This is a genomic window from Sphingomonas sp. R86521 (assembly GCF_042466235.1).
GTDB lineage: Bacteria > Pseudomonadota > Alphaproteobacteria > Sphingomonadales > Sphingomonadaceae > Sphingomonas.
Window position 1 is genome coordinate 653260 of sequence record NZ_JAXHBY010000001.1, and the last position, 18910, is coordinate 672169.

At 66.6% G+C, this 18910-nt stretch carries 18 protein-coding genes; 12 read left to right on the forward strand and 6 right to left on the reverse strand.

What is annotated here, in order from left to right; translation table 11 throughout:
- Positions 1–18 precede the first annotated feature (18 nt).
- Positions 19–741: an acetoacetyl-CoA reductase gene (phbB, locus tag SJY20_RS03175; RefSeq protein WP_380785154.1), complete on the forward strand. Its 723-nt coding sequence runs from the start codon at positions 19–21 to the stop codon at positions 739–741.
- Positions 742–1109: 368 nt separating this feature from the next.
- Positions 1110–1475 carry a hypothetical protein gene (locus SJY20_RS03180; RefSeq protein ID WP_380785155.1) on the forward strand — a complete coding sequence of 122 codons (366 nt, stop codon included), beginning with the start codon at positions 1110–1112 and terminating at the stop codon, positions 1473–1475.
- 266 nt (positions 1476–1741) lie between these two features.
- Here the strand turns inward: SJY20_RS03180 and SJY20_RS03185 are convergent, their stop codons facing one another.
- Positions 1742–2125 carry a glycine zipper 2TM domain-containing protein gene (locus SJY20_RS03185; protein WP_380785156.1) on the reverse strand — a complete coding sequence of 128 codons (384 nt, stop codon included), beginning with the start codon at positions 2123–2125 and terminating at the stop codon, positions 1742–1744.
- 145 nt (positions 2126–2270) lie between these two features.
- On the opposite strand from SJY20_RS03185, the gene SJY20_RS03190 reads away from it, so the two are divergent.
- Positions 2271–3272 (forward strand): esterase-like activity of phytase family protein, encoded by a 1002-nt coding sequence (locus SJY20_RS03190; RefSeq protein WP_380785157.1) that lies wholly within the window; start codon positions 2271–2273, stop codon positions 3270–3272.
- A gap of 76 nt (positions 3273–3348) precedes the next feature.
- On the opposite strand, the gene rpmB is transcribed toward SJY20_RS03190, so the two are convergent.
- Positions 3349–3639 carry a 50S ribosomal protein L28 gene (gene rpmB, locus SJY20_RS03195; RefSeq protein ID WP_332782177.1) on the reverse strand — a complete coding sequence of 97 codons (291 nt, stop codon included), beginning with the start codon at positions 3637–3639 and terminating at the stop codon, positions 3349–3351.
- 179 nt (positions 3640–3818) lie between these two features.
- On the opposite strand from rpmB, the gene SJY20_RS03200 reads away from it, so the two are divergent.
- Together SJY20_RS03200 and SJY20_RS03205 are read left to right on the forward strand one after the other, a co-directional pair.
- Positions 3819–4046, forward strand: coding sequence for a hypothetical protein (locus SJY20_RS03200; RefSeq protein WP_380785158.1), 228 nt, complete (start codon positions 3819–3821; stop codon positions 4044–4046).
- Between the two features lie 168 nt (positions 4047–4214).
- Complete coding sequence (locus SJY20_RS03205) at positions 4215–4643, forward strand: nucleoside deaminase (protein ID WP_380788540.1); 429 nt, start codon at positions 4215–4217, stop codon at positions 4641–4643.
- Positions 4644–4820: 177 nt separating this feature from the next.
- Here the strand turns inward: SJY20_RS03205 and SJY20_RS03210 are convergent, their stop codons facing one another.
- Positions 4821–5492, reverse strand: coding sequence for an OmpA family protein (locus SJY20_RS03210; protein WP_380785159.1), 672 nt, complete (start codon positions 5490–5492; stop codon positions 4821–4823).
- Positions 5493–5620: 128 nt separating this feature from the next.
- Here SJY20_RS03210 and SJY20_RS03215 point away from each other — a divergent pair, with 128 nt between their 5' ends.
- The 3 genes from SJY20_RS03215 to SJY20_RS03225 all read left to right on the forward strand — a co-directional run bounded on the left by SJY20_RS03215 (position 5621) and on the right by SJY20_RS03225 (position 8186).
- Positions 5621–6922: a hemolysin family protein gene (locus SJY20_RS03215; RefSeq protein ID WP_380785160.1), complete on the forward strand. Its 1302-nt coding sequence runs from the start codon at positions 5621–5623 to the stop codon at positions 6920–6922.
- A gap of 184 nt (positions 6923–7106) precedes the next feature.
- Positions 7107–7592 (forward strand): hypothetical protein, encoded by a 486-nt coding sequence (locus SJY20_RS03220; RefSeq protein ID WP_380785161.1) that lies wholly within the window; start codon positions 7107–7109, stop codon positions 7590–7592.
- A gap of 117 nt (positions 7593–7709) precedes the next feature.
- On the forward strand, positions 7710–8186 hold the full coding sequence (locus SJY20_RS03225; RefSeq protein ID WP_380785162.1) for a hypothetical protein: 477 nt from the start codon (positions 7710–7712) through the stop codon (positions 8184–8186).
- Between the two features lie 118 nt (positions 8187–8304).
- Here the strand turns inward: SJY20_RS03225 and SJY20_RS03230 are convergent, their stop codons facing one another.
- Together SJY20_RS03230 and purD are read right to left on the reverse strand one after the other, a co-directional pair.
- Positions 8305–9039 carry a hypothetical protein gene (locus tag SJY20_RS03230; RefSeq protein ID WP_380785163.1) on the reverse strand — a complete coding sequence of 245 codons (735 nt, stop codon included), beginning with the start codon at positions 9037–9039 and terminating at the stop codon, positions 8305–8307.
- A 38-nt stretch (positions 9040–9077) separates the two neighbouring features.
- Positions 9078–10343 carry a phosphoribosylamine--glycine ligase gene (gene purD / locus SJY20_RS03235; protein WP_380785164.1) on the reverse strand — a complete coding sequence of 422 codons (1266 nt, stop codon included), beginning with the start codon at positions 10341–10343 and terminating at the stop codon, positions 9078–9080.
- On the opposite strand from purD, the gene xseA reads away from it, so the two are divergent.
- The 4 genes from xseA to SJY20_RS03255 all read left to right on the forward strand — a co-directional run bounded on the left by xseA (position 10342) and on the right by SJY20_RS03255 (position 16058).
- Positions 10342–11715 carry an exodeoxyribonuclease VII large subunit gene (gene xseA, locus SJY20_RS03240; RefSeq protein ID WP_380785165.1) on the forward strand — a complete coding sequence of 458 codons (1374 nt, stop codon included), beginning with the start codon at positions 10342–10344 and terminating at the stop codon, positions 11713–11715. The two genes, purD and xseA, sit on opposite strands and share 2 nt — an antisense overlap.
- A 10-nt stretch (positions 11716–11725) precedes the next feature.
- Positions 11726–11926, forward strand: a complete 201-nt coding sequence (locus SJY20_RS03245; RefSeq protein WP_380785166.1) for a DUF2093 domain-containing protein — start codon at positions 11726–11728, stop codon at positions 11924–11926.
- Positions 11923–12762: a M23 family metallopeptidase gene (locus SJY20_RS03250; protein WP_380785167.1), complete on the forward strand. Its 840-nt coding sequence runs from the start codon at positions 11923–11925 to the stop codon at positions 12760–12762. Before SJY20_RS03245 ends, SJY20_RS03250 begins: the two co-directional genes overlap by 4 nt.
- Before the next feature lie 263 nt (positions 12763–13025).
- Positions 13026–16058, forward strand: a complete 3033-nt coding sequence (locus tag SJY20_RS03255) for a TonB-dependent receptor domain-containing protein (protein ID WP_380785168.1) — start codon at positions 13026–13028, stop codon at positions 16056–16058.
- Between the two features lie 244 nt (positions 16059–16302).
- Here the strand turns inward: SJY20_RS03255 and clpB are convergent, their stop codons facing one another.
- Entirely contained in the window at positions 16303–18879 is a 2577-nt protein-coding gene (gene clpB, locus SJY20_RS03260; RefSeq protein WP_380785169.1) for an ATP-dependent chaperone ClpB, read from the reverse strand.
- Between the last annotated feature and the right edge of the window lie 31 nt (positions 18880–18910).

The window sequence follows — 18910 nt, forward strand, 5'->3', positions numbered from 1 at the left end:
AACGGACGGGAGAGAGACATGGCACGCGTCGCAATCGTGACCGGCGGCACGCGCGGCATCGGCGAGGCGATCAGCCTGGCGTTGCAGGACATGGGCATCGTGGTCGCTGCCAACTACGCCAGCAACGAAGATGGCGCACGGGACTTCGCCGCGCGTACCGGCATCCCCGCCTATCGCTGGGACGTCGGCGATTACGAGGCGTGCCAGACCGGATGCGCGCTGGTCGCGGCCGCGCTGGGTGATGTCGATATCGTCGTGAACAACGCCGGCATCACCCGCGACGGCACCATCCTCAACATGAGCTATGAGGATTGGAAGGCGGTGATCGACACCAATTTGGGCGGTTGTTTCAACATGACCAAGGCGGTGTTCCCCGGCATGCGTGCGCGGAAATGGGGGCGGATCGTCAATATCGGATCGATCAACGGCCAGGCCGGGCAATACGGGCAAGTCAATTACGCCGCGGCGAAATCGGGTATCCACGGTTTCACCAAGGCGCTGGCGCAGGAAGGCGCGCGGGTCGGCGTGACGGTGAACGCGATCGCGCCCGGCTATATCGACACCGGCATGGTCGCGGCCGTGCCGGCCGACGTGCTGGAAAAGATCGTCGCGCGGATTCCGACCGGGCGGCTGGGCCAGGCGAGCGAGATCGCGCGCGGCGTGGCGTTTTTGTGTGCCGAGGAGAGCGGGTTCGTGACCGGGTCGACGCTGAGCATCAACGGCGGGCAGCACATGTACTGACGGGCGCAGGCGCGGCAACGCCCGCGCCGATGCAAGGCCGCAAGGCGGCCGAGCAGCGCCCGGCACGGCCGGCGGGTCGGCCTGCGGTCGATCCCGTCCGACGACGGACGGCGGCTTTGCCGGCGTCGTGTCTTGGTGGAGATCGGAAGGGTCACGTCGCGAGGCTAGGCGGCGAGAGCCAACATCGCGGAGGGGCTCCGCTGTTCGAGTGCCGATCGCAACAGTCCAGGACCGTAGTAGGTTCGTACCTGCCAAGTCGCCTGCAAGACTAGCAACCTTTGCCTGAACCGACTGGTTTGGAGCGAGGGATCATTGGATCGTGGGCCAGTCCGGCCTTACTGTGTGACCCCGTGAAGAATGGGGCGTCCATGACACAGCATCTTGGTTTCTCGAAAATCGCCGGGCTCTTGGCTGTCGGCATGACGACCCTGTCGCTCGCGGCATGCGTCAATCCATCGGCGAGGATCGCGACCTCGCTCGAGGGGTATGGCTTCCAGCCTGCGCAGTCGCAATGCGTCGGCGACCGGCTCGAGGCGAACCTGGCGCTTGGCCAGCTCCAGCAACTCGGTCGCGCGGCCAAGGCGTCGCGGGAAGGGGACACCACGCCGGGGCGCCTGACCGTCAGCGACTTCGTCCGCGTCTCGGGACAGGTCAAGGATCCGAAGGTGCCGCTCGAGGTCGCCAAGGCCGCTGCCGCGTGCGGCATCCTGACCGATCCGGCATCGCCGCTTTAACCTGAACCGCGGGGCATTGCCGCTTCACAGGCGATGATGGCGTTCGCTGCGGGCGCCGATGTCCGGTTGCTTGCTCCGCGGAAAGCCGGACGAACAAGAGGCCGGCCTCCTTGCGGAAACCGGCCTCTGCCCTCGATACGCTACGCGAGGGAACTGGGGAACTGTTGGGGCTTGCGGCGGACGTCGGCAAAGCCGCCGTCTTTCGTCGGACGGGACCGGCCTGGGGCCGACCCGCCGGCCGTGCCGCCGCTTGGCGTCGCCGCGCCTTAGCGGCGGCAATACCCTGGGTTATCCGACTTATCGATCGCGCGGCCGGCAAGGGCGCCGCCTGCTGCACCGAGGACTGCGCCCAGGGTGCGGTCGCCGCGGCCGGCTACGGTGTGGCCGAGCAGGCCGCCGGCAAGCGCGCCGACGATGGTGCCGCCGCTGTTGTCGCAACCACCGCCGCGGCGGCGGTTCGAATAGCGCCGGTCGTCGCCGCGATAGTCGCGGTAGCCGCCGCGATCGTAACCGCCACGGTCATACCCGCCGCGATTGTCGTAGCCGCGCTCGTAGCCGCCGCGATAGCGCTGCGCATCGGCGGCAACCGGGACCAGCGCGGTGGCGGTCATCGCGAGGGCGCTGGCGGCGAGGGTGAAAGTCTTGAACATTGAGCGTCTCCCGGTTGGGATTTCGGGCACCGCGTCGGCGGCCCTTCGATCCTCGATGACGCCCTTCTGGACGATTCGCGTTGAGCGAAGCCTGAATGCGCTCGTTATCCATTGTTCATGCACGCCGCGCCCCTAAGAGGCAGGGATGCGTCGCCCGATCACCCTGCTGCTCGTCGTCGGCACCGTGCTCGCGATCGCCCCAGGCTGGACCGGAGAGGTGCGCCTGCCGCTGCTCGGGCGCCGTGCGAACCTGTCTGCGACCCGCGTGGCGCTGGATCCAGACGACGCCCGGCGGACCAGGGTCGGCGCGCTGACGTTCCTGGGGGGCGTGCATTTGGCTAGCCGCGATCCGGCGTTCGGCGGCTATTCGTCGCTGGCGGTGCGCGGCGATCGGTTCATGTTGCTCAGCGACGGCGGCAATGCCGTCGGGTTTCGGATGAGCGCCGACTGGCGGCTGTCCGCGATTCGCTTCCGCAACCTGCCGGGCGGTCCCGGTGAGGGATGGCAGAAGGCCGACCGTGACAGCGAATCGATGGCGGTCGATCCGCGCACCGGCAAGATCTGGGTCGGGTTCGAGAGGGCGAACGCGATCTGGCGGTACGCACCCGGGTTCGCCTATGCCGAGGGGCGCGTCGCACCGCCGGCGATGGCGAAATGGGATTCCAATGGCGGGGCCGAATCGCTGGTGCGGTTGCGCGACGGACGGTTCCTGGTGATCGCCGAGACGACGCGCGGCCCCCGGGTGGCGGTGCCGCTGCGGCGCGGACGACAGGCGCTGATATTCGCCGGCGATCCGCTGAAGGACGGCCGGCCGGCGGTGCGCTTCACCTATATGCCGCCCAACGGCTATGATCCGTCGGACGCAACCGAGCTGCCCGATGGCCGGCTGCTGGTGCTGAACCGTGCGTTCGGGCTGCCGTTCGTGTTCACCAATATCCTGGTGCTGATCGATCCGCGCGAGATCCGCGAGGGCGCACGCGTCACCGGACGCGCGATCGCGACGCTGGCGCCGCCGCTGATCCACGACAATTTCGAGGGGGTGGCGGCGACGCGCGAAGCGGGCGCGACGATGCTATGGCTGGTGTCAGACGACAACCAGATCGTGCTGGAGCGCACGTTGCTGCTTAAGTTCCGCCTGAACGGCTGATCGAGCGCCGTCGACACAAACGACAGCGGCCCGCCCCGCGGGTGCGGGGCGGGCCGGCCGTAACACGCAAACCGCGTTAGGCGGCGACTGCGAGCTTCTTGACGATTTCGCGCTTCAGGCGGCGCACGCGCAGCGAGAGCTTGTCGTCCGAGGTCTTGACCAGCCAGTTGTCCAGCCCGCCGTTATGCTCGACCGAACGCAGGCCGTGCGTCGAGACGCGCAGGCGAACACCCTTTTCGAGCGAATCGGACAGCAGCGTGACGTTCTGCAGATTCGGCAGGAAGGTACGCTTGGTCTTGTTGTTGGCGTGGGATACGTTGTTCCCGACCATCCGGCCCTTGCCGGTCAGTTCGCAAATGCGCGACATCTGTCTACCTATAAGTTTCGGGATGACCCCCGGAAAGGCGCGCCGATACCCCGCGAGGGGCAGCGCGTCAACCGATTCACGGGTTCGTGGCGTTCGAGGTCATCGTGTTCATGGGCACCGTGCAACTCGCGCGGCGTTGGCGACGTTGTTACGCTATCGAACCGGTAAAGGGGAAACTTATGCGTACGATTCTGAGTTTGTTGGCGATCGCGGTGCTGGTTGTGGTCGCGCTGATGTATTTCGGGATCATCAACATCGACCAGACCCAGCAGGCGGTGGTGCAGGCACCGAAGTTCCAGGCAGACGTCGCCAAGGTGACGCTGGGGACCGAGAACAAGACGGTGGCGGTGCCGACTATCTCGGTCGAGAAGCCGGGGGCTCAGGCGAACGCGCAGGCGCCGAACTGAGTCTGACTCCCGTCATCCTGACGAAAGTCAGGACCCAGGATTACGACGCGCAACGCCTGTGACCCTGGGTCCTGACTTTCGTCAGGATGACGGCGTGGCGGCGGGGCGCTCCCTTTACGAATATCGTAAGGCGGGGCAGGGCAGGGCATGTTCCCGGTTCCCGACCCTATGCGCCGCGCGCTCGATGCGGCACGCGATGCGGCGCTGGCCGGTGAAGTGCCGGTGGGCGCCGTCGTCATTTTAAGGGGCGAGGTGATCGCGGTGGCGGCGAATGCGCCGCGGCGGCTGAGCGATCCCACCGCGCATGCCGAGATTTTGGCGATCCGCGCCGCCGCCGAGCGGTTAGGGCGTGATCGGTTGGAAGATTGCGATCTGTGGGTGACGCTGGAGCCCTGCGCGATGTGCGCAGGGGCGATCGCGCATGCGCGGATCGCGCGGCTGTATTATGCGGCGCCGGATGCGAAGGGCGGCGCGGTCGAGCATGGGCCGCGGTTCTTCGGGCAACCGACGTGTCATCATCGGCCGGAGGTCTATGCCGGGATCGCCGAGAGCGAGGCCGCGGGGCTGTTGCGGAATTTCTTTGCAGGGCGGCGTTAGGGGGCCTTCGGCTCCCACACACGACCGTCATGCCAGCGAAGGCTGGCATCTCCCGTGGCGGGCGCAACACCCGCCCCGGGGAGATCCCAGCCTTCGCTGGGATGACGGATATTGGGGCGGAGTGCGTCGTTAGGGACGGCGCCCGTCGGCAAGGCAGCGCGGGCCGCTTCTCGCCTCTTACCGCATGTCGTTCTGCGTGATCGGGACGATCTTCACTTCGACGCGGCGGTTTGCGGCGCGGCCGGCGTCGGTGTCGTTCGACGCGATCGGCTGGGTCTTGCCGTAGCCGCGGGTGCCGATCCGTGCCGCCTGGACGCCGTGGCCCGACAGATAGTCCGCCACCGCGGTCGCGCGGCGCTCGGACAGCGCCTGGTTGTACTGGTCGCTGCCGGTCGCATCGGTGTGGCCGTACACGTCGATATAGGTCTGGTTGTACTGGCCGAGCGTCTGCGCGACCTGGTCGAGCGTGCGCTGGAACTGCGGCTGCACGTTGGCGCTGTCGTAGGCGAAGGTAATTCCCGACGGGATGTTGAGCACCAGGTCGTCGCCCTGGCGGATCACCTGCACGTCGGTGCCCGCGGTCCGCGCGCGCAGTTCGCGCTCCTGCTTGTCCATGTATGATCCGATGCCGGCGCCGGCGAGGCCGCCGATGCCCGCGCCCAGCAGCTTCTCGGTGCGGTCGTGGCGGCCGCCGACGACGTCGCCGAGCAGATAGCCGCCGAGCGCGCCGCCGATGCCGCCCAGCGCGGTCTTCGAGATCGTCTGGCGACCGGTCTCGGGATCGGTCACGCACCCGCTGGTGAGGACGAGGGCCGAGAGTGCGGCGGCGGCGAGAAAGCTGGTCTTCATCTGCGTCATCCCTTTAGGTCTTCGCGCTCAAACCCTGGTTTGCGGGCGATTGTTCCGGTTGCGGATTGAATGCCCGCCGACGCGGCGGTTGTGAAGTGCCGCATCATACGCCAATAAGGGCGGAGCCAATGGCACCGCTTCCTCCCTTCCCCTGGATCGACGTCCTGATCATCCTCGCGCTGGTCGCGTTGAACGGTGTGTTCGCGATGAGCGAACTCGCCATCGTCTCCGCGCGGAAAGCGCGGCTCGAGGCGATGGCGCGCAGCGGCAAGCGCGGCGCGCGCGCGGCGCTGCTGCTGGCGTCCGATCCGGGCAAATTCCTGTCGACGGTGCAGATCGGAATCACGCTGATCGGCATCCTGGCCGGCGCCTATTCGGGGGCGAGCCTGGGCACGCCGACCGCGGCACGGCTCGAGATGCTGGGGCTGGCGCATGAGAGCGCGGAGACGATCGGGTTCGCGATCGTCATCGGGCTGACGACCTTTGCATCGCTGATCATCGGCGAGCTGGTGCCGAAGCAGTTCGCGCTGCGCTCGCCCGAGCCGATCGCCGCGCTGATGGCACCGGTGATGCGCTGGATCGCGATTGCGACCGCGCCGCTCGGCTGGCTGCTCAACGCGACCAGCGCGCTGATCTTCAAGCTGCTGCGGCTCGATCGCGAATCGGAGGAGCACGTCACCGCCGAGGAACTGCACATGATCGTCGCCGAGGCGTCGAAATCGGGCGTGATCGAGGAGCATGAGCGCTCGATCATCTCCGGCGTGGTGCGGCTGGCGGACCGGCCGGTGCGCGAGGTGATGACGCCGCGGACCGATATCGACTGGCTCGACTGCAACTGGGGGCCGGACGAGATCCGCGATACCCTGCTTGCCAGTGCGCATACCCGGTTGCCGGTCGGCGACGGATCGATCGACAAGGTCGCGGGCGTGGTTCAGGCGCGCGACATAGCTGCGGCGCTGTTCCGCGGCGATCCGCTCGACCTGCGCGCGCTGATGCGGAAGGCGCCGGTGGTGATCGACCAGATCGACGCGATGGACGCGCTGATGGCACTGCGCGAGGCCGAGGTGCCGATGGCGCTGATCCACGACGAATACGGGCATTTCGAGGGCATCGTGACCCCCGCCGACCTGCTCGCGGCGATCGCCGGCGAGTTCAAGTCGGATGCCGACCCATCGGACGCGCCGTCGGTGGTGGTCCGCGACGACGGATCGCTGCTGGTCGCGGGGACGATGGCAGCGGACGCGCTGGCCGACCGCCTCGGCATCGACCTCCCCGAGGACCGGGATTACGCGACGGTGGCCGGGCTGGCGCTGGCGGTGTTCCGCCATCTGCCGGGCGAGGGCGAGAGCTTCGTGGAGCAGGGCTGGCGGTTCGAGGTGGTGGACCTGGACGGGCGGCGGATCGACAAGATGCTGGTGAGCGCGGTCTGAGGGCTGTCATCAAGAACGACCGGATAGAGATCGTCAGGGGGAGTCGATTTCATCCTCCCGTCAGCAAAAACGTAACTGACGCGACGGCATAGTATCGGTTGTGGCGTCGTATACGAATGTCGTTGCCACTGTCGGGAGACGGTGTTTGAAGTATTCGAGAACGTGGGCAGCGATAGCTACGATCATGCTGCCCTCCGCCATTGCGGCATCAAGCGCAGAGCCGCCTCAAGGCGTCGCCGCCTTCGTGCAGGATCATCACCTGACACGCTACAGCGTCGCGCTGGTGGACTTGAATAGCGACAACCGACCAGAGGCGTTGATCTACGCAATGTCGACTGCCGATAGAGGCCCAGCAAATCTCTGTGGTAGCGGTGGATGTGATCTCTATGTGCTGTCGCTTACTGCGACCGGCTATCGTCAAGTGACAGATATATCGATCACCCGCCCTCCCATCCGCGTGTTGCCCACTATCACGTATGGCTGGCATGATCTGGGCGTATTGGTTTCGGGCGGCGGAATCATTTCCGGCTACGAAGCGCGGCTTCGTTTCGACGGGCATAGTTATCCCTCAAACCCGACCGTCTCCCCTGCGACCCGACTAAAGGGCCCGGTCGGCAAACAGGTCATTGGCGAGATGCCGCCTATACCGGCTATACCGGGTTACAGGTAACCTTGCCGCAGTAAGCGCCACATGACCGAGTACCGTGCCTTATAGCATTGATGCAAACGCCAAACGTTGCCGAAGACATACGGGCCTGCTTGTCGTGTTAGATAGGAGGATGTTATTATGTTCTTACTGCTCAGTATAGCGATGTTGCAGGTCAATCCTCTTCCGCCTGAAACGTGGAAGGAGAGAAACCACCCGGACATGCCGATTTTACCGGCATGCGACCTTGGAAATCAGGCTGATATCGCGGATTCTATCGCCAGCCTTCCTAAAGAGGTGTCGGTAGAATTGGCCAGATTTTCTAAATCTGGTGGCGGTATCTCAGAGGCGAATGGCCCATACAACGGTACAGATGTTGTCGATGGTTCCGTTCCAACGCGGCGCTTTATCAGGGCGTATCACGTTCAAAACAAATGGATCGTTTGGTATGAACACGGAGGCTTGGTAACGGGAATAGTTACTCTCGGCCTGGAACTGGATAATTCGACAAAGGATGGCAGGCGCGCTTATCGAGCAATGCCCGGTACCGTTTTGTCAGGCGATCTATGCGCCGCAACCAAAGCTTTGCTCGCTGGCGTGCGGAGCGGCAATCCGTAGTAGCAAGAAACCCATCGTTAACACCTGATGCGAAAAATCAGGCGTTTCGCATCACCGGCGAGAAGCTGCGAAGTCAGTGACTTCGATGATGCATAAACTGATGCGCGTTGCTTGTGGGTCAGAGCTTCCCGAACACCGCCTCGAAGCCGGCCTTGTCACCCGCAGCGAGGAGCCGCGCCTGTTCGATCCAGCGGTCGCGGCCCATGCGGCCGGTGAAGGCGCCGAGCTGGGCGTCGATCGATTCGGCCTGGTCGGTCGACAGCGCCGCCATCTGGCCGATCGTCGTTACGCCGAGTTCGGCGAGGCGGCCTGCGACCTTGGGGCCGAGGCCCTTCAGCTGGGTGACCGGCTCGCTGGCGTAGTCGGCGGCTGCGGGTGTGGGTGCCGCCGTAACGGGCGCGGGGGGCGCGAGCTCGGTGGCGGGGCTGGCGTCGAAGCTGGCGGCGATCGGTTCGTCGGCGATCGGCTCCGGGGTATCGGCGATCGGCGTGTCCACGACCGGCAAGTCTGCGATCGGCGGGGTTGCCAGAGCGACGGGGACCGGTGCGGGAGCGGGTGTCGGCGCGGGCGCGCTCTGGACCTGCGATTGCGACTGGCTGGCCGGTTCCGGCGGTATCGCGCGCGAAGGGGCGGGCGGTGCCGCTGGTTCGGGTGCGACACCGGCTTGCTCGGCATGCTCGACGACGTCGCGTGCCGCCTTCGTCCGCGCGCGCTTCTGGCGGATGCCCCACAGGATGCCGAGGATGGCGAGCACCGCCAGCACCGCGATGAGCGCGAGGTGGATCGTCGTGATCGCGCCGGTGCCTTCGGGCAACAGGCTGAGGCCCGAGGCGGATGTCTGCGTATCGTTCATGGCCGCACCGTAGCGACGCTATCGTCCCGATTCGAGCGTTAATCGCCGCGCGCGACTTCCCGCCAGCCGATGTCGTGGCGGTAGAAGCCGGTCGGGAAGTCGATCGCCGCGGCTGCGCGATACGCTTTCGCCTGCGCATCGCGGACGTCGTCGCCGGTCGCGGTGACCGCGAGCACCCGGCCGCCTGCCGCGACCAGCCCGCCATCCTCGATCCGCGTCCCCGCCTGGAACACCGTGCCGCCTGCCGCGCGCGCCGAATCGATCCCGACGATCGCGCCGCCCGCCATCGGCGTGCCGGGATAGCCCTGCGCCGCCATCACCACGGTCAGCGCGGTGTCGTCGGAAAAGGCCGCGGGCGGCATCGTCGCCAGCCTGCCCTCGGCGACCGCGAGCATCGTCGCGAGCAGGTCGCCCTTGAAGCGTGGCATCAGCACCTGCGCTTCCGGATCGCCGAACCGGGCATTGTATTCGATGAGCTTGGGGCCCTGCGCAGTGAGCATCAGACCGGCGTAGAGCACGCCCGAAAACGGGATGCCCTCCGCCGCCATCGCCCTGACCGTGGGTTCGATGATCTCCGCGATCGCGCGCGCCTCGAGCTCTGGGGTGAGGACCAGCGCCGGGCTGTAGGCGCCCATCCCGCCGGTGTTGGGGCCGATGTCGCCGTCGCCGACGCGCTTGTGATCCTGCGCCGAGCCGAACGGCATCAGCGTCTTGCCATCGGTGAGGACGAACAGGCTGGCCTCTTCGCCGTCGAGGAATTCCTCGATCACCGCCTCCGCGGCGGGCTCGTCGTCATAGAGTGCGTCGAGCGCGGCGCTGACTTCGGCCGACGACATCGCGATCACGACACCCTTGCCGGCGGCGAGGCCATCGGCCTTGATCACGACGGGGAGCGAGAAGGTTGCGATCGCGGCGTCCGCTTCGGCACGGCTGCGGACTCGGGCATAGGCGGCGGTCGGAATGCCGGCGCGCGTACACAGGTCCTTGGTGAAGCCCTTGGAGCCTTCGAGTTGCGCGGCGGCGCGGGTGGGGCCGAACACCGGCACGTCGGCGGCGATCAGCGTGTCGGCGAGACCGTCGACCAGCGGCGCTTCCGGGCCGATCACGACCAGCCCGATCGCGTGATCGCGCGCGAACTGCACGACCGCGGCGTGATCCGTCGCATCCAGCGCGACGCAGGTCGCAAGCCCGGCGATCCCGGGGTTGCCCGGCGCGGCATAGAGCGTATCGAGACCGCTCGATTGCACCAGTTTCCACGCGAGCGCATGTTCGCGCCCTCCCGAGCCCAGCAGCAGGACGTTCATGCCCGATCCCCTTTTCGATGACGCGCGGCTGGTAGCCGAGCCGGTGCCGGGCGACAACGCCCTGACCGTCTCGGTCGGCGAACTCGCGTTCAAGCTGAAGCGCATGGTCGAGGGCGAGTTCGGCCATGTCCGCCTGCGCGGCGAAATTTCGGGCTGGAAGCGGGTCGCATCGGGCCATTGCTACATGAGCCTGAAGGACGACCAGGCGGTGATCGACGGCGTGATCTGGAAGGGCAACGCCGCCAGCCTGGCGTTCGTACCGCAGGACGGCATCGAGGTGATCGCGACCGGCAAGCTGACGACCTATCCGGGGCGGTCGAAATACCAGATCGTGATCGAGCGGATGGAGCTGGCGGGCGCGGGCGCGCTGATGGCGTTGCTCGAAAAGCTGAAGGCGAAGCTGGCGGGCGAGGGGCTGTTCGATGCCGCCTCCAAGAAGCGCCTGCCGTTCATGCCGCAGGTGATCGGCGTAGTGACGTCGGGCACCGGTGCGGTGATCCGCGACATCCTCCACCGGCTCGAGGATCGCTGTCCGACGCATGTCATCGTGTGGCCGGTCAAGGTGCAGGGCGATGGCTCCGCGAACGAGATCGCCGCGGCGGTGCGCGGGTTCGACGCGATCGTGGCCGGCGGACCGGTGCCGCGCCCCGACCTGGTGATCGTCGCGCGCGGCGGCGGATCGGTCGAGGATCTGTGGTCGTTCAACGAAGAGGTCGTGGTCCGCGCGGTCGCCGGCTGCTCGATCCCGATCATCTCCGCGGTCGGGCACGAGACCGACACCACGCTGTGCGACTACGCCGCCGACCTGCGCGCGCCGACGCCGACCGCTGCGGCCGAGATCGCGGTGCCGGTGCTGGCCGACCTGCGCCTGACGATCGCGGGGTTCGGCAACCGGACCGAGCGGTGCGCGCGGCGCTATGTCGAGCGCGGGCGCGAGCATCTGACGGCGATCGCGCGGCATCTGCCGAAGCGCGACCAGCTGCTCGGGCCCCAGCGCCAGCGCGCGGACGATCTCGGGCAACGGCTGGACCGCGGACTCGAACGGCGGCTGACGCTGGCTCGGGGTAGCCTCGACCGGTCGGCGGGGGCGCTGAGGCCGGCGACGCTGGAGCGCAAGCTCGAGGCCAAGCGCGAACAGCTCAAGGCGACCTGGCGTCTGGTCCAGTCGCTCAATCCCGATAATATCCTTGATCGCGGCTATGCGCGGATCACCGCTCGACCGGGCGGCGAGACGCTCGCATCGGCCAAGAGCGTGCGATCGGCGGGCGCGATCACGCTGTTGTTCCGCGACGGCGAAGTCGATGCCCGGGTTGAGCGGGCGCCATCCAAAACCTATGACAAGAGCGTGGCCGAACAGCCTTCGCTGCTTTGAGAGACCTGAAATGCTGATGTCCAACACCGACCGCCAGGCGCGGCTCCATTACATGGCGAACGGGTTCCGGGTGCTCAGTCCCGGCGATCATGTCGTCTGCGCCACGTCGGGGGTGCGGATCGCGCTTGAGGATTTGCGCTACTGGAGCGTGGCGCAGCAGGCGGCCTATGCCACTGCGACGCTCTCCAGCGAGGCACTGGCGCCGCGATGAAGGCGCTGGCCGCAGCGATGCTCGTCGGTATGGCGGGCGTTGCCCCGGCCGCGCCCCAAACTGCCGCGGTCGCGGCGTCGCCGTTCCGCTGGACCGGTACGCCGAGCCAGGGCGGGCTGATCCTGGGTACCGCGCCGGCGGGTACGCGGCTGCTGACGCTGGATGGTGCGCCGGTCGCGGTGGCGCGGGATGGCCGTTTCATCGTCGGATTCGACCGCGACGCCAAGGCGGCGGCGGTCCTTGTGGCTACGCTGGGCGACGGCCGGGTCGTCCGCGATACCGTCGTCGTCGCGCCGCGCGGCTGGTCGATCTCTCGGCTGCCGACGCTCCCCAAGATTCCGGTGCCGGATGCGGAGTTCGCCCGCGTCCGGCCGCCCGAACTGGCGCAGATCGCCGCGGCGCGCGCGATCGGCGCGACTTCGGATGGCTGGCGACAGCGTTTCGCCTGGCCGGTCACCGGGCGGATCTCGACGCTGTTCGGTTCGCAGCGCATCTATGCGAACGGCGAGGCGGGGTCGTATCATTCGGGCGTCGACGTCGCGCGGCCGACCGGTACCGTCGTGACCGCGCCCGCCGACGGCGTCGTGATCCTGGCAGCCGACCATCCCTTCACGCTCGAGGGCAATTTGCTGATGATCGACCACGGCATGGGCCTGAACAGCGCGTTTCTCCACCTGTCGCGAATCGACGTGAAGGTCGGCGACCATGTCCGCCAGGGCCAGCCGATCGGCGCCGTCGGCCGCACCGGCAGGGCCACCGGCCCGCACCTCCACTGGTCGTTGCGATGGCGCGACGCGAAGCTCGATCCGATGCTGATCACGGGCGCGATGCGATAACGCTGTTGCCTAATTATCGTGCGTGAGCCGGTGTCGGTGCCTTTCAATCGCGCATCGAAACATCGGTACTGACTGGTCTTGTGTCATTTTCGCTACAGGCTGGAACGAAAGCGTGCCGCGTTCCTGAATGTAATCTTTACAGGATGCGACAGCGCCTCCATCCCATCGACATGTCCTTCGGGGTCGCGTTTCGGCGCGATTAAAGGGGATGAAGCATCACCCGGCGCACCGCGATGTGGGCGGCCGGGTTCAAGCGAGGGATCATGATGACCAGCATTTCGTTGACCAAGAAGGCGCTTCTGCTTGCGGCTGCGACCCCGTTCGCGTTCGCCATGGCGACGCCGGCATTCGCGCAGCAGGCCACCCCGCCCGAGCAGAACGGCGTTCGGTCGGGCGACGTAACCGAGCAGAACCAGAACACCGGCGACGAAGTCGTCGTCACCGGTTCGATCATCCGCGGCACCGATACCGGTATCTCGCCGGTCACCACACTGACCACCGAGAACCTCGATTCGCGCGGCATCAACACGGTGCAGGCCGGCATTCAGGCGCTGTCGTCGAACAACGGCCCGGCGCTGACCAACTCGTTCACCGCCAACGGCGCGTTCGCCGCCGGTGCATCGTCGGTGTCGCTGCGCGGCCTGTCGACCAACTCGACCCTGGTGCTGTTCGACGGCCTGCGCGCCGCCTATTATCCGCTGTCGGATGACGGTTCGCGCAACTTCGTCGATCTGAACACCATCCCCGACGACATCGTCGAGCGCGTCGACGTGCTGCGCGACGGTGCATCGTCGAGCTACGGCGCAGACGCCATCGCCGGCGTGGTCAACGTGATCACCAAGCGCAAGTTCAACGGCATTTCGGGTCGCGCCGAAGCCGGCATCTCGGAAGACGGCGTCAACGCCAACCAGCGCCTGACGCTGACCGCGGGCACCGGCGACCTCGATGAGAAGGGCTTCAACGCCTATATCAGCGGCTTCTACTACCGCAGCGAAGCGGTGTACCAGCGCGACCTGCCGGCACCGTTCAACTCGGACAACGAGACCGGGATCTGTTCGAACCGTACCGGCACGACGCAGTGCGGCCCGAACAACATCTCGAACGGCCTGGACGCCAACGGCAACCTCAACGGCTTCATCATCGGCACGGGCAACTTCTACGTCCGTCCGGCCAACGCCGCGAACACGGTCGCATCGGGTCGCTACCAGCTGCTGAACCAGGCAGCGGGCTGCCTCAACGGTACGGCGTACAGCCCGACCGCGGCACAGCTTGCAACCGCCGCGAACGCGACGACGCCGAGCGTGGTCTGCCAGGTCGACAACACCAACAAGTATGACGCGGTGACCCCGAACCTCGAGCGCTTCGGTGGCTCGGCGCGCATCACCGCGAAGGTCGGCGACAGCTCTGAGGCGTACCTGCTGGTCAACTTCCAGCAGTCGTCGAGCAACTACACGGGTCGTCCCGCCGCCATCCGCGGCAACGCACCGGCGGGCATCCTCTTCCCGCAGTTCTCGACCTCGCAGGCAGCGAACGCATCGCTGGCCGCGGGTTCCGCAGTCCTGGCGCTGCCGGTCTATGTCTGCGCGGCGCGCGTGAACTGCACCGCGGCAAACGGTACGCTCAACCCGAACAACCCGTTCGCGGCACAGGGCCAGGTCGCTCGCCTCGTTGGCGCGCTCCCCGACACCGTCACCGAGAACTCGACCCGCAGCCGCGTATATCGTGCGGCGTTCGGCCTCAAGGGCACGGTCCTCAACGACGTCGATTACGACTTCAATGCGACCGCGATGCACACCGACCTGCGTCTCAAGACCAAGGGCTACGTGTACATCCAGCATCTGCTCGACGTGGTCGCCGACGGCAGCTACAATTTCGTCAACCCGGGCCTGAACACCCAGGCTGTGCGCGATTACCTGTCGCCCGAGAACATCACCGACACGACGTCCGATCTGTACCAGGCACAGCTGACGCTGCAGAAGTCGCTCGCGACGCTGCCCGGCGGCGACCTGCGCCTCGCGGTCGGTGGGTCGATCTTTTACGAAGCGGTCGACGCACCCAGCGCCAACGACGACTATAACGGTGCGACGCAGCGCTACTTCACGCTCAACGCGTTCGGCACCAAGGGTAACCGTACGGTCAGCTCGGCGTTCGCCGAAATCAACGCGCCGATCCTCGACGTGCTGACGCTGAACGGTTCGGGTCGCTACGATCACTATTCGACCGGCCAGAGCAACTTCTCGCCGAAGGTCGGCGCGATCTTCACGCCAGTGAAGCAGGTCACGGTCCGCGGTACCTATTCGCGCGGCTTCCGTATCCCGAGCTTCGGCGAAGCGAACGCGCTGCCGACGACCGGGTATGTGACCCAGTCGATCTCGGGCATCCCGGCCGCGTTCCTGGCGCAATATGGCGCAGGCTGCACGGTCGGCACGCCGAACGGCTGCCCGACCTACCTGACGTCCTACTCGATCGGCCAGACCACGCTGGCATCGCCGAACCTGAAGCCTGAGAAGTCGCGCAGCTTCACCGGCGGGATCAAGATCGATCCGATCCGCAGCATCTCGCTGACGGTCGATTACTACAACATCAAGAAGACCGGTGCGATCACCACCGCCGACAACTCGCCGGCAATCGCGGCCTATTATGCGGGCGCTGCAATCCCCGCTGGGTTCGAGGTCATCGCCGACGCGGTCGACACCAACAATCCGGGTGCCCGTCCGCGTATCGCCTTCGTCCGCTCGCAGCTGATCAATGCCGACACGATCAATTCGTCGGGCATCGATTTCGGCATCAACGGTGCGTACGACTTCGGTCCGGTCAAGTGGACCTCGAACCTGAACGCCAGCTACATCATCGAGCTGAGCACGACGGTCGATGGCGTGAAGCAGCGCTACGAGGGTACGCTCGGCAACTTCAACCTGACCGCAGGTTCGGGCACGTTCGAGTGGAAGGGCAACTGGCTCAACACCTTCGACTTCGGTAACTTCGCACTCACCGGCACCGTCAACTACACGTCGGGCTACGATCTGTCGGCGACCGATCAGGGCGACACGTACAAGGGTTGCGGTCGTGCAGCGGTCTACAACGACTGCCACGTGAAGAGCTACGTCACGGTCGATGCGAACGTGAACTTCAAGGTCAACGATCAGTTCAGCTTCTACGTCAACGCGCTGAACCTGTTCGATCGCCTGCCGCCGGTCGATACCGTCACCTACGGCGCGTATCTGTACAACGCCGTGCAGGGCGGCGACGGCATCTTCGGTCGTCAGTACCGTGCAGGCGTGAAGTTCGGCTTCTAAGCCGAACCACGCCGACGAAATCGGGGCGGGTCCTTCGGGACCCACCCTTTTTTTGTGCGTGAAGAAGCGAGTTACGAAACCGTCACCGAGGCATACCGGGGACGTGCATCTTCGGTACCTAACCTACCCCGGCGAAGGCCGGAGCCAGCTAGGGAAACGGACGTAACGGTGCGTGGCCGGCCGTTACGTCGGCTTTCCCGGCTGGGCCCCGGCCTTCGCCGGGGGGCGGGTCATACGCGGCGTGTCAGGCAACGGTCAGCGCCAGCTTGCCGTCGCCTTCGTCGACCCGCACCGTCGCGCCGTCCCTGACGTCGCCGCGCAGGATCAGGTCGGCGAGCGGATCCTGCAGATAGCGCTGGACCGCGCGCTTCAGCGGTCGCGCGCCGTAGACCGGGTCGTAGCCGACGCGGCCGAGCCAGGCGCGTGCGGCATCGGTCAGGTCGAGGACGATCTTGCGATCCGCCAGCAGCTTGTCGACGCGGGCGACCTGGATGTCGACGATCGGTGCCATCTGCGCCATGCCGAGGCGGTGGAAGAGGATGATCTCGTCCAGCCGGTTGAGAAATTCCGGGCGGAAATGCGACCTCACGATCTCCATCACCTGCGGCTCGACCGCAGAGACGTCCTCGCCCTCCATGTTGGCGAGATACTGGCTGCCGAGGTTGCTGGTGAGGATGATCAGCGTGTTGCTGAAATCCACCGTGCGCCCTTGGCCGTCGGTCAGCCGGCCGTCGTCGAGCACCTGGAGCAGCACGTTGAAGACGTCCGAATGCGCCTTCTCGACCTCGTCGAACAGGATCACCTGGTATGGCCGCCGCCGCACCGCCTCGGTAAGCACGCCGCCCTCTTCATAGCCGACATAGCCCGGGGGGGCGCCGATCAGCCGCGAGACCGCGTGCTTTTCCATGAACTCGCTCATGTCGATCCGCACCATCGCGGCGGGATCGTCGAACAGGAATTCCGCAAGCGCCTTGGTCAGTTCGGTCTTGCCGACGCCGGTGGGCCCGAGGAACAGGAACGAGCCGAGCGGCCGGTTCGGGTCCTGCAGACCCGCCCGCGCGCGGCGGACCGCGGTCGACACTGCGCGCACCGCGTCGGCCTGGCCAATCACGCGCTTGCCGATCGTCGCCTCCATCGCGAGCAGCTTCTCGCGCTCACCCGACAGCATCCGGTCGACCGGGATTCCGGTCCAGCGGCTGACCACGCCGGCGATGTCGTCGGCGGTGACCTCCTCGCGCAACATCGCGCCCTGCGTCTGCAACTCCGCCTCTTCGAGCTGGCGCTGTAGCGACGGAATGGTGCCGTAGGACAACTCGCCCGCGCGCGCGAGGTCGCCCGAGCGCTGCGCCTGTTCGAGTTCGAGCCGCGCGGCGTCGAGCCGTTCCTTGAGCTTGGCGCCGCCCGCGATCTTGTCCTTCTCGGCCTGCCAGCGGGTCGTCAGCGCCGACGACTGCTCTTCCAGATTGGCAAGTTCGCCCTCGATGTTGGCGAGCCGGTCCTGCGAGGCGTCGTCGGTCTCGCGCTTCAGCCCTTCGCGCTCGATCTTGAGGCGCAGGATGCGGCGGTCGAGCGCCTCGATCTCCTCGGGCTTCGACTCCACCTCCATGCGGATTCGCGATGCGGCCTCGTCCATCAGGTCGATCGCCTTGTCGGGCAGGAAGCGGTCGGTGATGTAGCGGTTCGACAGGGTCGAGGCAGCGACGATCGCGCCGTCGGTGATGCGGACGCCGTGATGGAGTTCGTATTTCTCCTTCAGCCCGCGCAGGATGCTGATGGTGTCCTCGACGGTCGGTTCACCGACGAAGACCGGCTGGAACCGGCGCTGCAACGCGGCGTCCTTCTCGACATATTTGCGGTATTCGTCGAGCGTGGTGGCGCCGACGCAGTGCAGTTCGCCGCGCGCGAGGGCGGGCTTGAGCAGATTGCCCGCATCCATCGCGCCTTCGCTTTTGCCGGCGCCGATCAGCTGGTGCATCTCGTCGATGAACAGGACGATGTCGCCCTCGGCCGCCTTGACCTCGTCGAGCACGCCCTTCAGCCGCTCCTCGAATTCGCCGCGATATTTGGCGCCGGCGATCAGCGAACCGAGGTCGAGCGACATCAGCCGGCGGTCCTTCAGCGTATCGGGGACGTCGCCATTGGCGATCCGCAGCGCTAGGCCTTCGGCGATCGCGGTCTTGCCGACGCCGGGTTCGCCGATGAGCACCGGGTTGTTCTTGGTGCGGCGCGCGAGGATCTGGATGGTGCGGCGGATTTCCTCGTCGCGGCCGATCACGGGGTCGAGCTTGCCGTCGCGGGCCGCCTGGGTGAGGTCGCGCGCGAACTTCTTCAGCGCGTCGTAGCGGTCCTCGGCGCCGGCGCTGTCGGCGGTGCGGCCCTGGCGCAGCCCGTTGATCGCGGTGTTGAGCCCCTCGGGCGTCGCGCCGCTGGCCTTGATCGCCTTGCCGGCATGGGTGTTGAGCGACAGCGCGAGCGCGACCAGCAGGCGCTCGACGGTGACGAAGCTGTCGCCTGCCTTGGTCGCGATCTGCTCGGCCTGGTCGAGGATGCGCACGGCGTCGTTGTCGATTCCCGGCGTGGTCTGCGCGCCCGATCCCGACACGGCCGGGATTTTCGCGAGCGCGAGGTCGGTTTCCGCCACCGCGCGCTTGGGATCGCCACCGGCGGCGGTGATCAGCCCCGCGGCCATGCCCTGCTCGTCCTCTAGCAGCGCCTTCAGCAGATGCTCCGGGGCGATCCGCTGATGGTTCATCCGGATCGCGACGGTCTGGGCGGATTGCAGGAAGCCCTTCGCCCGGTCGGTGAATTTGTCGATGTTCATGCCAGTTTCCTGTCAGCCAATGGCCTAGGAG